The following is a 12,249-nucleotide window of genomic DNA, read 5'->3' on the forward strand; positions in this document are numbered from 1 at the left end:
ACACCGCAGCACGGAGGAAATCATGCTCGTCAGCCAGATTCTCAAGGACAAGGCCAATCAGGGTGTTCTGACGGTGACCAAGGATACGTCCGTTGCGGATGCGTCCGCGATCCTGTCGCGGGAAAAGGTGGGTGCGGTGATCGTGTCCGAGGATGGCGTGCATCCGCAGGGCATCGTCTCGGAACGTGACATCGTGCGGGAACTCGGTGCGCGGGGCACCGGCTGCCTGACCGATCCCGTGTCGGCGATCATGACCGAGAAACTCATCGGTTGCGTGCCGGGCGACCGGGCCATCGCGGTGCTTCAGAAGATGACCGAGGGGCGCTTTCGCCACATGCCGGTGATGGATGGCGACGAAATGGTCGGCCTCGTGTCAATCGGTGACGTGGTCAAGGCCCGACTCGAGGAATTGGGCCAGCAGGCCGAAAGCCTCAAATCGATGATTATGGGCTACTGACCGGGCGATTTCCGGGGCAGGACCGGCGTTTCGGCGGCGCGTTTGAAAAGGATCGGGTCGCTTCGCGGCGACCCGCGCCGGATTGTCCCGCTTCCGGCTTGCATTCCCCAGCGCAATATTGTTGCGTGCCACCGGGACAGGGAGGCCGATCATGCGTGTTGCACTTTACCCCGGGACGTTCGACCCGATCACCATCGGGCATATCGACATCATCAAGCGGGCCTGCGCGCTCGTCGACCGTCTGGTGATCGGCGTCGCGATCAACCGCGACAAGGGGCCTATGTTCACGCTGGAAGAGCGGGTCGAGATGGTCGAGGCCGAATGCGCGGCCCTGTCCGAGCAGACCGGGACCGAGATCGTGGCCCACCCGTTCGAGAACCTGCTCATCAACTGCGCCTATGACGTCGGCGCTTCGATCATCGTGCGCGGCCTGCGCGCCGTGACCGATTTCGAATACGAATACCAGATGGTCGGCATGAACCGCGCGCTCGACGCCAGCATCGAGACCGTGTTCCTGATGGCCGACCTCAAGCATCAGGCGATCGCCTCGAAGCTGGTCAAGGAAATCGCCCGGCTCGACGGCGACGTGTCGAAATTCGTCACGCCGGACGTGAAGCAGCGGCTTTACCAGAAGCTCGGCCGGAGCTGATCAGCCGTAAACCGCACGCCGTGCGATGCTTTTGGCGTCGTAGGGGTTCAGCCCGAGATCTTCGATGGCGAGTTCCGGCGGCAGCGCGGCGATGGCGCGGCGCGTGCGGCGGTAGTTGGCGTGCTGGCTGAGGGCGGTCTTGAGTTTGGTATAGGCGGTCATCGGTGCCTCCTGTTCGCGTGTTTCGTTCACCCGAAAGATAGGCATGCCGCGCTGCGGCACAAATGACGGTTAGCGATAACCGCCATGATCCACGTGCAACCCGGATCAGATCGCGCGATCGACCGCCCGGATCGTCTCGACCGTCCTGTCCACCTGCGTGAGCGGCAGCATATGGCCCGCGCCCTCAATCAGGTCGAGGTGGAAATGCGGATAGCGGTCCGCCATTTCCACACCCTGCTTGCGATAGTCGAGGATGCGGTCCTCGGTGCCATAAAGCACGCGCACGGGGCAGGTGATCTCGTCATACCGTTTCCACTGTTTGACGATGACCTCGCCCACGGCGCAATAGTCGCGCGACGTGTTGATGAAGCTCTTGGGTCTCAGCGACAGCAGGCCGCCCCCCTTGACGGTGTAGCCGTCGGGAACCGGGTCGGGGCCGAAAATCTCGGTCCGGGTCAGGTCGGCGTTCTTGGCGCTCGTCGGCACCGCGACCGTATGCGCCACGAAGCGCCGCATCCTTGGATTGGTGATCCCCAAGGCCGCGAAGCTTTTCGCCTGCATTTCGGACGGGCGCAGCAGCGGCGCGATCAGGGCCAGCCCGCCGATCTTGTCGGGCGCGCGAAGCGCCGTGGCGCAGGAAATCGCGCCGCCCAGCGAATGACCCATGAGGATCGGCTTCTCCAGCCCCAGCGCGTCGATCAGTTCCTCGACATAGCCCGCCTGATCGTCGATCCGGGCCGAGGCGCTTTCGGGCCTGTCGGAATAGCCCATGCCGGGGCGATCCAGCGCGATCACCCGGAAGTCGTGTGAAAGCGGTTCGGCAAGCGTCATGGTCAGCGAGCGCAACTGCCCGCCCAGACCATGTATCAGGATCACGGGGCGCCCGTCTCCTCCGGTGTCGGTATAGTGCAGCCGCCCGGTCGAGATAGTCAGGAATTTCCCCACGGGCGGAACCGCCGCCTCGGCCTGTGCCGCAAGCACGCGGGTGCGTTTCATCTGGCCCAGAAGCCACAGGCCGATGGCGGCCCCGATGATCGCGAGGATGATGACGACGACTTGAACCATGGCGGGCCTCCCTCAGGCCAGCCTAGCGGGCGGTGCCGTTCTGCGGAACGCCGTTTCGCGGGTGTGACGCCACGTCGCCTAGAACGCATCGATGACGCCGATCCCGACCAGACCGTTCAGCACCGCGTCCACGGCAACGGCCGCAAGGATCATGCCCATGACACGGCTGATGACGGCGGCGCCGGTCTGGCCGATCACGCGCATGATCGGACCGGCGGCCAGAAGGATCACCAGCGTCACCGCGAGCACCAGCGCCATGAGCGCGGAGGTCATGACCTGATGGGCGACCGAAAAGCGGTCGTTGTCGGTCAGGATCACCACCGCCAGCATCGCGCCCGGCGACGCGATGGAGGGCATGGCGACCGGAAACACGGCCACGTTGCGCGCCAGATCGGCCTCTTCCATTTCCGCTTCCGGCTTGCCGGGGCCGAAAATCATGGTCAGCGCGAACAGGAACAGCACGATGCCGCCCGCGATCTGGAACGATTGCAGGTCCAGCCCCAGCCCTTCGAGCACCAGTTGTCCGACGATGATGAAGGCGAGCAGGACGACGAACGCCACTAGCACCGCGCGCAGCGCCACGCCGCGCCGTTTTGCCGCCGGAATGGCGGCGGTCGCCGCAATGAACACGGGCAGGGTGCCGATGGGGTCGATGACGACCCACAACGTGATGAATTCCTGAAGGATGACGGAAAAGTCGGGCAAGGTCGGTCCTGATGTTCGCGGGTTTCCGACCGGATAGCAGGTTCGGCCCGGACGTCCAGCACCCGAGCCGAAACTTCGTGTGAATTACAGCCGTTTGCCGATTTCCGCGGCGGTGTCGAGCATCCGGTTCGAGAACCCCCACTCGTTGTCGTACCAGGTCAGGATGCGGATGAAGTTGCCGTCCATCACCTTGGTCTGATCCAGCGCGTAGGTGGAGCTGTTGGGGTTGTGGTTGAAATCGACCGACACCAGCGGCTTGTCGGTGTAACCCAGCACGCCCTTCAGCGGGCCGTCCGCCGCCGCCATGATCGCGGCGTTGATGTCGTCCACGCTCACGTCGCGGTCCAGTTCCGCCGTCAGATCGACGCAGGAGACGTTCGGGGTCGGAACCCGGATCGCCACGCCGTCGAGCTTGCCGTTGAGTTCGGGCAGGACGAGCCCCACCGCCTTGGCCGCACCCGTGGAGGTCGGGATCATGCTCATCGCGGCGGCGCGGGCGCGGTAGAGATCCTTGTGCATCGTGTCCAGCGTCGGCTGGTCGCCGGTGTAGCTGTGGATCGTGGTCATGAACGCGCGCTTGATGCCGAAACTGTCGTTCAGCACCTTGGCCACCGGGGCGAGGCAGTTCGTCGTGCAGGACGCGTTCGAGACATGCAGGTCGTCCTTGGTCAGCGTGTCATGGTTCACGCCATAGACGATGGTCTTGTCGGCACCCGACGAGGGGGCCGAGACCAGCACACGCGAAGCGCCGTTTTCCAGATGCACCTTGGCCTTGTCCCCGGTGAAGATGCCCGTGCATTCCAGCACCACGTCCACGTCGCCCCACGGAAGCTCCTTCGGGTCGCGGATCGCGGTCACCTCGATCGGGCCGGCGCCTGCGTCGATGGTGTTGCCCGCGACCTTGACCTCGTTCGGGAACTTGCCGTGCACGCTGTCGAACTGAAGCAGGTGTGCGTTGGTTTCGACCGGGCCGAGGTCGTTGATCGCGACGCATTCGATATCGGTGCGGCCCTGTTCGTAGAGCGCGCGCAGGACATTGCGGCCGATGCGGCCGAAACCGTTGATGGCGACTTTGACGGTCATGGAATTCTCCCGATTTTGGCGGTCCGAAACGAGGGACTCAGGGGTCAGGCACAGTGACGCGAACGCTATCGCGCCGTTACCGCTAACATCAACATCTGAATCCAAAGGTCAAGGGTGGGGCAGGCGACCTGCCTGAAAATTCACCGCCAGAAGGCGATCCAGTCGAGAAATTCGAACATTTCCTTGCCGAGGAACAGGGTCGCGTCACCGTCGTTCAGCGTGAAATCCGCGACGATGCAGCCGACGATCAGCAGGAACAGGATCAGGGCAAGGCGGTTCGTCATCGCTGTGGTTGTTGCCGAAAGGGCGTTGCGCGGCAAGAAAAAACCGACGTCGGTCAGCCGAGCGGCGATAGGTACAGCACCGCGAGGGCGACGAGCGCGACCGGGAGCACGGGGAACCAGATCCGGTTGCGCCACGGTGTCGGGGAAAAGCAGTACGAACAGGTCGACGTGCCATAGCGCAATGCGTGGTTGCACTTGCACCGGAACAATCGCAGCTTTTTCTTCGCCATCTCGGCCCCCGATCCCTCTGGGTTCCCGCCCCCCGGAATGCGCGGTCTATCGCAGCATTATCGACGAGACCATCGGATTTTCCAAGAGCAGGCGAGATGAGAGGTGGGCGAGCGTCCCACTTGAGGTCGGACAACGAAAAAGCCCCGGCGCAGGACCGGGGCTTCTTCGTCAGGCGTAGAGGCGTCGGATCAGAGCTGGCCCATCGTCGCGGCCACGTCGGCCATACGCGCCGAGAAGCCCCATTCGTTGTCGTACCATGCCAGAACGCGGACCGTGCGGCCCACCACGCGGGTCTGGTCGGGTGCGAAGATCGAGCTGAACTCGGTGTGGTTGAAATCGACCGACACCTTCGGCTCGGGATCGTAGGCCAGAACCTTTTTCATGTTGCCTTCGGCTGCGGCGCGCACGACCTCGTTCACGTCTTCGACGGTCACGTCCTTTCCGGCCTCGAAGGTCAGGTCGATGCAGGAGACGTTGGGCGTCGGAACCCGCAGCGCGGTCCCGTCCAGTTTGCCGGCGAGTTCGGGGAGGACTTCGCCAAGCGCCTTGGCGGCACCCGTGGTGGTCGGGATCATCGCCATCGCCGCCGCGCGGGCGCGATAGAGGTCGGAATGGCGGCGGTCCAGCGTCGGCTGGTCGCCGGTATAGCTGTGGATCGTGGTCATCACGCCGCGTTCGATACCGATCGCGTCGTTCAGCACCTTGGCGAGCGGGGCGAGACCGTTGGTGGTGCACGACCCGTTCGAAATCATGTAGTCGCTCGATGCCAGCGTTTCGTCGTTCACGCCGAAGACGATGGTTTTCTGCACGTTCTTGGCTGGGGCGGAGATCAGGACCTTCTTCGCGCCGCGTTCGATGTGCTTCTTGGCCTTCTCGCCGTCGTTGAAGTTGCCGGTGCACTCCAGCACGACGTCGCAGCCGGACCAGTCGAGTTCGTCCATGTCGTAGGTCGACATCATTTCCATCGGGCCACGGCCGATGTCCATCGTCGTGCCGTTCATGCGGATCTCGTCCGGGTAACGTCCATGGACGCTGTCGTATTTCAGAAGATGCGCGGCGGTCTCGAGCGGGCCGGTCGCGTTGACCTTCACCACCTGAATGTCGTTGCGGCCCGACTGGGCGATGTGAGAGAGCGTGCAGCGCCCGATGCGCCCGAAGCCGTTGATGCCGACGGTGACGGTCATGTCTGATCCCCTTTGCACTCGATCCTGATCCTTCGCGCCCGAAGGGGCCCGTTGCCTGCGGTTGATATAGGCGAGGGGGGCGGTTCCGGCCACCTAAATTCGTGTTATCCGCCAGCGTGTTAGCGAAAACATATGTCTCAGATAGGGCGTTAGCGGAACCGTTAACGCAAACGCGGCATGCAATTGTATGCGGATCGGTCGGGAACCCGGAGGGGGATTCGCGACTTGCGGTTTCGGGTCCGGGCGCTACGTTTTCCGGGCAATGACAACGGGCGAGGCGGTATGAGCGGACTTCTGGCACTCTTGGACGACGTCGCGGGGATCGCGAAGATCGCGGCCTCGTCGGTGGACGATGTGGCATCGCAGGCCTTCAAGGCGGGGTCCAAGGCCGCGGGCGCGGTGATCGACGATGCCGCGGTGACGCCCAAGTATCTGACCGGCTTCGACGCGAGCCGCGAATTGCCCATCGTCGGGAAGATCGCGTTGGGGTCGATCCGCAACAAGCTCCTGATCCTTCTGCCCGTGGGGCTACTGCTCGCGAACTTCGCTCCGTGGGCGATCCCGCCGCTTCTGATGCTGGGCGGGGCCTATCTGTGTTTCGAGGGGGCCGAGAAGATCTGGCACGCGCTTTTTCCCGGCGAACACATCGTCCACGACCCGAAACAGCACGAAAACCCGGACCCGGCGCATCTGGAACAGCAAAAGGTGCAAGGCGCGATCAAGACCGACTTCATCCTGTCGGCCGAGATCATGACCATCGCACTCTCTGCGCTGCCCGAGTCGAACGTGTGGATGGAGGCCGCCGCGCTTGCCGTGGTCGCCATCGGGATCACCGTGGCGGTCTATGGCTCGGTCGCGCTGATCGTGAAGGCCGACGACCTTGGCCTGACCATGGCGTCCAACGGCCGTCTGGGGCTGACCCGTGCGCTGGGGCGCGGGCTGGTCAAGGGGATGCCCAAGTTCATGAAGGCACTGACCATTGTCGGCACCGCCGCGATGCTTTGGGTCGGGGGCAACATCATCGTCCACGGGCTGCACGAGATGGGCTGGCACGTGCCCTACGACTTCGTTCATCACAATGCGGTGGCGGTGGGCGCGATGGTGTCGGAGGGCTGGCGCGGCGCGGTCGAATGGATCGCCACGGCAGCGCAGGACGGGGTGATCGGGTTCCTTCTCGGTCTGATCCTGATCCCGGTCGCCACGCGCATCGTCGGCCCGCTGATCGGGGCCGTGACGGGCAACAAGGCCGAAGCGCACTAAAGCATCACGTCACTAGTAGTGCCGCTTCAGCTCTTCGGCGAAGAATTCGTCGAACGCGGTCGGTGTGATCCATCCGACGGGCGCATCGTCGAGGTCCTGGCCCAGAAACAGCTTCACCGCCGCCACTGCGTGCCAGTTCTGGCCGCCCGCCGCGTGGTAGGGGCGCATCGGAACGCGGGTGCCGTCCTTGAGGATCAGGTTGGGCCGCGCGGTGCCCGTGTCGGTCCCCTGCGCGCCGACGGTGCTGATCTGCGCCGTCTCGACGTCGCTGAGGGGCCAATGCCAGTTTTTCGTCCCGGTGCGGTCCGTGACCACCAGATCGACGCAGTCGGCCTCCCGGTCCAGCGTGAAGGTCGAGGTCATACGCGTACGCCGCCAGTAGAGGTAGGCCGCGACGATAAGCGCGGCGACGACCCCCAGCGGCTCCCAGAACCCCTCCCACGCCATGACCAGCGCGCCGCCAGCAAGCACGACACTCGCCGCGATCAGCCCGACCTTCTTGTCGCGCTGATCGTCATAGAGGACGAGCTTCGTCTCGGTCTTGTCGGCAATGCGCATTGTGGTCCCCGCTGCGGTGTCTCTCGCCGAGCATAGCACAGGATGGGGCCTTGCGCGGGGGCAGGGCAAAAAGCCGTGAACAGAGCGAAAAACGCGCGCGGACGGGTGGACAGGCACGGACTCAGGCGAAAGGAAGGGGCATGTCGTTCGCCCGCCATATCGCATTGATGCTCATGGTCGTGCTCGTCCTTCCATGGGGGGCGGCGCTGCGGCTGGCCGAGGCGCGTGGGGCGGGCGAGGTCGCGACCGTTCAAGCGGTCGCGGTCAGTCACCAGCAAAGCACCGTCGCCCGCGCGAGCGGGGTGACCCACAAATGCCGGACGGCGACCCTGCCGGGTGCGCCCTGTTTTCACGCTACGCTGCCTGACGAGACCGACATTTCCACGCCCGAAGGCCAGCGGGGCCTGATCCGTCCCGACTCAGCGCGCATCGCCGCCCGGCCCACGGATGCCCCCGACACCGGCCCCCCACGCTTCGTCTGATTGCCGAGCCGACGTGCGCCTGCACGTCTTCTGACCCAATCTTACGGAGTTATTTTCATGCTGACCCGACGCATGTTCCTTACGGGGAGCGCGGCGCTTGGCCTTGCCGCCTGCGCGCGACCCGAAACCGTCCTCGAGGCACCCGAGCCCACCATCCCGCCCTTGCCGGACTTCTACGGTCCGATCACCGACGAACCCTATCCGATCCCAGCCGTCGAGGAGGGCGTCGTTCACCCGTCGCTCTGGCGGCAGGAGGTCGCGAATCCGTGGCCCAACCGCCCGCGCGGGACCATCGTGGTCGACCCGAACGAGGCGCGGCTCTACTTCGTCGACACGCCGGAGACCGCCACGCGCTATGGCGTCAGTGTCGGCGCGGCGGGCTTCGCGTGGGCGGGCATCGCACGGCTTCAGTTCTGGCGCGACTGGCCGCGCTGGAAGGTGCCGGACGCAATGATCGAGCGGAAACCGGAGCTTGCCCAATATTCATGGCGAAAGGGCGGTATGGAGCCGGGGCCGGGCAACCCGATGGGCGCACGGGCGCTTTACCTGTTCGATGACGGGGTCGATACGCTCTACCGCATCCACGGCGACGCCTCGGCGCGCGAGTTGGGGCAGGCGGTGTCGTCCGGCTGCATCCGAATGCTCGATCAGGACGTGATCCATTTGCAGGAAAAGGCCGTTCACGGCGCGGATGTCGAGGTTCTGCCATCGCGTGAGCCTGCGGGCGTGCGCGTGCTGTGAACGAAAACGCCCCCGCAGCGGACTGCGGGGGCGTTGGATCGTCTCGGAAACGGGGCCGGATCAGGCGATGAGCGCCTTGACCTTCTCGACCACGTTCTCGGCGGTGATGCCCATTTCCGAGTAGATCGTGGGGGCGGGGGCGGAAGCGCCGAAGCCCTCCATCCCGACGAAGGCCTGACGGTTTTCACGCCCGCGCTCGCCCAGGAGCCAGCGGTCCCAACCACAGTCGCGCAGCGCAGCTTCGATGCCCACGCGAACGGGACCGGCAGGCAGCACCTTGCGACGATAGCTTTCGTCCTGCGCTGCGAAGAGTTCCATGCAAGGCACTGAAACCACACGGGTTCCGATCCCGGCCTCTTGCAGCAGATCCCGCGCTTTCATCGCGATCTCGACTTCCGAACCCGTGGCCATCAGGATCGCCTGACGCTTGCCCTCGGCCTCGGCCAGCACATAGGCGCCCTTGGCGGTGAGGTTGGAGTTCTTGTGCTCGGTGCGCAGCGTCGGCAGGCCCTGACGCGAAAGCGCCATGCAGGACGGCGTGTTCTGCGAGGTCAGCGCCAGTTCCCAGGCCTCGGCGGTCTCGACCGTGTCGCAGGGCCGGAAGGTCCAGGTGTTCGGCGTCGCACGCCAGATCGCCAGATGTTCGACCGGCTGGTGGGTCGGACCGTCTTCGCCCAGACCGATCGAGTCGTGGGTCATGACGTAGGTCACCGGAATGCCCATCAGCGACGACAGGCGGATCGCACCGCGCGCGTAATCGGTGAAGGCCATGAAGGTGCCGCCATAGGGGCGGATGCCGCCGTGCAGGACCAGACCGTTCATCGCGGCGGCCATGCCGTGTTCACGGATGCCGTAATGCACGTAGCGGCCCTTGCGGTTCTTCTCGTCGAAGATGCCGAGGTCGGCGGTGAGCGTGTTGTTCGAGCCCGTCAGGTCCGCCGAGCCGCCGATGTTCTCCGGCATGATCGGGTTCACGACCTCGAGCACCATTTCAGACGACTTGCGGGTCGCGACCTTCGGCGCTTCCTCGGAAATCTGCTTTTTCAGCGCCTTGATGCGGGCCGAAAGCTTCTTCGGGGCTTCGAGCGCGAAGACGCGGGCGATTTCCTTTTGCCGCTGCTCGGACAGTTCGGCCACCCGGCCTTCCCAGTCGCGCCGATCCGCTGCGCCGCGCTCGCCGATGGCTTTCCACTGGTCGGCCACGTCGTTCGGGATGACGAAGGCGGCATGCGGCCAGCCGTAGGTGTCGCGCAGCTTCGCGATTTCTTCATCCCCCAGCGGCGAGCCATGCGCCTTGGCGCTGTCCTGCTTGGACGAGCCGAAACCGATGTGGGTCTTGCAGTCGATCAGCGTGGGCTTCTTCGACTTCTTCGCTTCGGTCAGCGCGCGGTCGATGTCTTCGGGATCGTGGCCGTCGCAGGCGAGAACCTGCCAGCCCGACGCCTTGAAGCGGCCCTTCTGGTCGGTGATGTCCGACATCGAAATCTCGCCGTCGATCGAGATGTTGTTGTTGTCCCAAAGAACGATCAGCTTCGACAGCTTCTGACGGCCCGCAAGCCCGATGGCTTCCTGGCTGATGCCTTCCATGAGGCAGCCGTCACCGGCGATGACGTAGGTGTAGTGATCCTGCACCTTGCGGCCGAAGCGCGCGCGCAGCATTTCTTCGGCCATCGCCATGCCCACGGCGGTCGAAAGACCCTGACCCAGCGGGCCGGTCGTCGTCTCGATGCCCTTGGCGTGACCGTATTCCGGGTGGCCGGCGGTCTTGGCGCCCCACTGGCGGAAATTCTTGATCTCGTCGATCGTCATGTCGGCGTAGCCGGTCAGGTGCAAAAGACCGTAGATCAGCATCGAGCCGTGGCCTGCCGAGAGGACGAACCGGTCACGGTCGGGCCAGTCGGGGCGCGAGGGATCGAATTTCAGGTGCTTTTCGAACAGCACGGTCGCCACGTCGGCCATGCCCATCGGCATGCCGGGGTGACCGGAGTTCGCCGCCTGGACGGCATCCACGGCAAGCATCCGCAGGGCGGCGGCTTTCATCCAGTGGTCAGGGTGTTTTTCGCGAAGGGCGGGAATGTCCACGTCGGCCATCCTTTGCTGGTCGTTAGCGCTGTCCGGCTCTCTTAGCAGCCCTCGGGGCAAGATCAAGCGCGCATCCCAAGTGGTTGACGCCAAAGGGGGCGCAATCGGCCAATCGTTGCGATAGGATCGAGGCGAGGCTGGGCCATACGCGATTCGCGGCACGGTTGCGTGACAGGACGCGGGCAGGCAAAGTCTCCAACAGGACAAACAAGGACAGGCGGAGCATGAGCGATATTTCCGAGCTTCAATCCCGCATCGCCAATGCGCTCGACCGGATCGGGTCGGGGCTCGACTATCTCGGGCAGGCGGCGCCGGAAAGCGAAGGGGACACGGCCGAGGTGTTGGCCCTGCGCGCGCAGCTGGACGAGGAACGCACGGCGAATGCGCAACTCGAAGACCGCGTGCGGTCGATCCGGGAGAAACAGGATTCGACGGTCGAGACGCTGGCGGGCGAGGTGGAGCGCCTGACGCGCCTTCTCGCCACGCAGGAAGAGACGGTCGCGCGGCTGGCGCGGGTCAATGCCGAACTCAGGTCGAACAACGCGGCCCTGCGCGAGGCGATTTCAGCGGGCGTGGCGGAGCCGCATCTGGTGAACAAGTCGATGATGGCGGAACTCGACGCGCTGCGGGCCGCGCAGTCGGCGGATCGGGCAGAACTCGACTCGGTTCTGGGCGAGCTGGACGCGATGATCGACGCAGCCGAGACGGGAGGGGCCTGAGATGCCTGACGTGAACATCACCGTGGGCGGTCGCGAATTCGAAGTGGCCTGTGCCGAGGGCGAAGAGCACTTCCTGAAGTCCGCCGCCGCCATGCTGGACAACGAAGCGCAGGTCATGGTGAGCCAGATCCGCCACCTGACCGAAAGCCGGATGCTTCTGATGGCCGGGCTTCTGCTCGCCGACAAGACCGCCGGGTTCGAGGACAATCTGCGGCTGGCGGAAAAGAAGATCGCGGCGCTCGAGGCGGAACTCATCGAAGCGCGGGCGGCCGCGGGCGAGGGCCCGGCCTCGGTGCGCGACACGCTGGCCGAACTCGCCGCGCGGGCCGAGGCCATCGCGGCGCAGGTCGACGAAAAGATCGGCTGAACACGGTTACCCGATCGGATGAAGCAAGCTGTGCGCGGGCTGGCCCGCGCGCAGGTCTTGCGCGTCTCCGCCTGCGGCAGAAACACGCGGCGGGCGCTCTTGCCCCCCGCGTTCTGCGTGCGGATGTGTCGTGGATTTTGCTGGGGAAGCGCTTGAGGAGCAGATCTGCCCCTCAAGGCGCGATGTCGAGTGTGGTGCGAGTCGCCGCCGCGTCAAGGAC

16 protein-coding genes are annotated in these 12,249 nt (G+C 64.9%); 7 read left to right on the plus strand and 9 right to left on the minus strand.

Translation table 11 applies throughout. The annotated features are described in order from the left end of the window. The first annotated feature begins 22 nt into the window (after nt 1-22). Together RB2654_RS02680 and coaD are read left to right on the plus strand one after the other, a co-directional pair. Complete coding sequence (locus RB2654_RS02680) at nt 23-457, plus strand: CBS domain-containing protein (RefSeq protein WP_008328374.1); 435 nt, start codon at nt 23-25, stop codon at nt 455-457. 151 nt (nt 458-608) lie between these two features. Then, nucleotides 609-1,106 (plus strand): pantetheine-phosphate adenylyltransferase, encoded by a 498-nt coding sequence (coaD, locus tag RB2654_RS02685; RefSeq protein WP_008328376.1) that lies wholly within the window; start codon nt 609-611, stop codon nt 1,104-1,106. On the opposite strand, the gene RB2654_RS23660 is transcribed toward coaD, so the two are convergent. From RB2654_RS23660 to gap (RB2654_RS02710), 7 genes are all read right to left on the minus strand, one after another. Next, on the minus strand, nt 1,107-1,268 hold the full coding sequence (locus RB2654_RS23660) for a DUF1127 domain-containing protein (protein WP_187432394.1): 162 nt from the start codon (nt 1,266-1,268) through the stop codon (nt 1,107-1,109). 105 nt (nt 1,269-1,373) lie between these two features. Further along, a complete protein-coding gene (locus RB2654_RS02690; RefSeq protein ID WP_008328379.1) occupies nt 1,374-2,333 on the minus strand; it encodes an alpha/beta fold hydrolase in 960 nt (319 codons plus the stop codon). 78 nt (nt 2,334-2,411) lie between these two features. After that, nucleotides 2,412-3,038: a MarC family protein gene (locus tag RB2654_RS02695; protein ID WP_008328380.1), complete on the minus strand. Its 627-nt coding sequence runs from the start codon at nt 3,036-3,038 to the stop codon at nt 2,412-2,414. 84 nt (nt 3,039-3,122) lie between these two features. Then, on the minus strand, nt 3,123-4,121 hold the full coding sequence (gap, locus tag RB2654_RS02700) for a type I glyceraldehyde-3-phosphate dehydrogenase (protein WP_008328381.1): 999 nt from the start codon (nt 4,119-4,121) through the stop codon (nt 3,123-3,125). A 140-nt stretch (nt 4,122-4,261) separates the two neighbouring features. Beyond that, nucleotides 4,262-4,405: a hypothetical protein gene (locus RB2654_RS02705; RefSeq protein ID WP_008328382.1), complete on the minus strand. Its 144-nt coding sequence runs from the start codon at nt 4,403-4,405 to the stop codon at nt 4,262-4,264. A 53-nt stretch (nt 4,406-4,458) separates the two neighbouring features. After that, entirely contained in the window at nt 4,459-4,635 is a 177-nt protein-coding gene (locus RB2654_RS23275) for a hypothetical protein (RefSeq protein ID WP_154653302.1), read from the minus strand. A gap of 189 nt (nt 4,636-4,824) precedes the next feature. Beyond that, nucleotides 4,825-5,820 carry a type I glyceraldehyde-3-phosphate dehydrogenase gene (gap, locus tag RB2654_RS02710; protein ID WP_008328383.1) on the minus strand — a complete coding sequence of 332 codons (996 nt, stop codon included), beginning with the start codon at nt 5,818-5,820 and terminating at the stop codon, nt 4,825-4,827. 282 nt (nt 5,821-6,102) lie between these two features. On the opposite strand from gap (RB2654_RS02710), the gene RB2654_RS02715 reads away from it, so the two are divergent. Continuing rightward, a complete protein-coding gene (locus tag RB2654_RS02715) occupies nt 6,103-7,080 on the plus strand; it encodes a DUF808 domain-containing protein (RefSeq protein WP_008328384.1) in 978 nt (325 codons plus the stop codon). Between the two features lie 12 nt (nt 7,081-7,092). Here the strand turns inward: RB2654_RS02715 and RB2654_RS02720 are convergent, their stop codons facing one another. After that, nucleotides 7,093-7,638 (minus strand): hypothetical protein, encoded by a 546-nt coding sequence (locus RB2654_RS02720; RefSeq protein ID WP_008328386.1) that lies wholly within the window; start codon nt 7,636-7,638, stop codon nt 7,093-7,095. 140 nt (nt 7,639-7,778) lie between these two features. On the opposite strand from RB2654_RS02720, the gene RB2654_RS02725 reads away from it, so the two are divergent. Beyond that, on the plus strand, nt 7,779-8,120 hold the full coding sequence (locus RB2654_RS02725) for a hypothetical protein (protein WP_008328387.1): 342 nt from the start codon (nt 7,779-7,781) through the stop codon (nt 8,118-8,120). Nucleotides 8,121-8,177: 57 nt separating this feature from the next. Continuing rightward, entirely contained in the window at nt 8,178-8,861 is a 684-nt protein-coding gene (locus RB2654_RS02730; RefSeq protein WP_040884317.1) for a L,D-transpeptidase, read from the plus strand. Nucleotides 8,862-8,921: 60 nt separating this feature from the next. On the opposite strand, the gene tkt is transcribed toward RB2654_RS02730, so the two are convergent. Further along, entirely contained in the window at nt 8,922-10,943 is a 2,022-nt protein-coding gene (tkt, locus tag RB2654_RS02735; protein ID WP_040885394.1) for a transketolase, read from the minus strand. Between the two features lie 224 nt (nt 10,944-11,167). Here tkt and RB2654_RS02740 point away from each other — a divergent pair, with 224 nt between their 5' ends. Both RB2654_RS02740 and RB2654_RS02745 read left to right on the plus strand, forming a co-directional pair. Beyond that, nucleotides 11,168-11,662, plus strand: coding sequence for a hypothetical protein (locus tag RB2654_RS02740; protein ID WP_008328394.1), 495 nt, complete (start codon nt 11,168-11,170; stop codon nt 11,660-11,662). 1 nt (nt 11,663) lies between these two features. Beyond that, nucleotides 11,664-12,029: a cell division protein ZapA gene (locus RB2654_RS02745; RefSeq protein ID WP_008328396.1), complete on the plus strand. Its 366-nt coding sequence runs from the start codon at nt 11,664-11,666 to the stop codon at nt 12,027-12,029. The last annotated feature ends 220 nt before the right edge of the window (nt 12,030-12,249 follow it).

The sequence above is a fragment of the Maritimibacter alkaliphilus HTCC2654 genome, from assembly GCF_000152805.1.
In the GTDB taxonomy this organism is placed as follows: domain Bacteria; phylum Pseudomonadota; class Alphaproteobacteria; order Rhodobacterales; family Rhodobacteraceae; genus Maritimibacter; species Maritimibacter alkaliphilus.

Coding starts and splice junctions, on each gene's coding strand:
- RB2654_RS02680 (WP_008328374.1), top strand. CDS start 23: ATGCTCGTCAGCCAGATTCTCAAGGACAAGGCCAATCAGGGTGTTCTG.
- coaD (WP_008328376.1), top strand. CDS start 609: ATGCGTGTTGCACTTTACCCCGGGACGTTCGACCCGATCACCATCGGG.
- RB2654_RS23660 (WP_187432394.1), bottom strand. CDS start 1,268: ATGACCGCCTATACCAAACTCAAGACCGCCCTCAGCCAGCACGCCAAC.
- RB2654_RS02690 (WP_008328379.1), bottom strand. CDS start 2,333: ATGGTTCAAGTCGTCGTCATCATCCTCGCGATCATCGGGGCCGCCATC.
- gap (WP_008328381.1), bottom strand. CDS start 4,121: ATGACCGTCAAAGTCGCCATCAACGGTTTCGGCCGCATCGGCCGCAAT.
- RB2654_RS02705 (WP_008328382.1), bottom strand. CDS start 4,405: ATGACGAACCGCCTTGCCCTGATCCTGTTCCTGCTGATCGTCGGCTGC.
- RB2654_RS23275 (WP_154653302.1), bottom strand. CDS start 4,635: ATGGCGAAGAAAAAGCTGCGATTGTTCCGGTGCAAGTGCAACCACGCA.
- gap (WP_008328383.1), bottom strand. CDS start 5,820: ATGACCGTCACCGTCGGCATCAACGGCTTCGGGCGCATCGGGCGCTGC.
- RB2654_RS02715 (WP_008328384.1), top strand. CDS start 6,103: ATGAGCGGACTTCTGGCACTCTTGGACGACGTCGCGGGGATCGCGAAG.
- RB2654_RS02720 (WP_008328386.1), bottom strand. CDS start 7,638: ATGCGCATTGCCGACAAGACCGAGACGAAGCTCGTCCTCTATGACGAT.
- RB2654_RS02725 (WP_008328387.1), top strand. CDS start 7,779: ATGTCGTTCGCCCGCCATATCGCATTGATGCTCATGGTCGTGCTCGTC.
- RB2654_RS02730 (WP_040884317.1), top strand. CDS start 8,178: ATGCTGACCCGACGCATGTTCCTTACGGGGAGCGCGGCGCTTGGCCTT.
- RB2654_RS02740 (WP_008328394.1), top strand. CDS start 11,168: ATGAGCGATATTTCCGAGCTTCAATCCCGCATCGCCAATGCGCTCGAC.
- RB2654_RS02745 (WP_008328396.1), top strand. CDS start 11,664: ATGCCTGACGTGAACATCACCGTGGGCGGTCGCGAATTCGAAGTGGCC.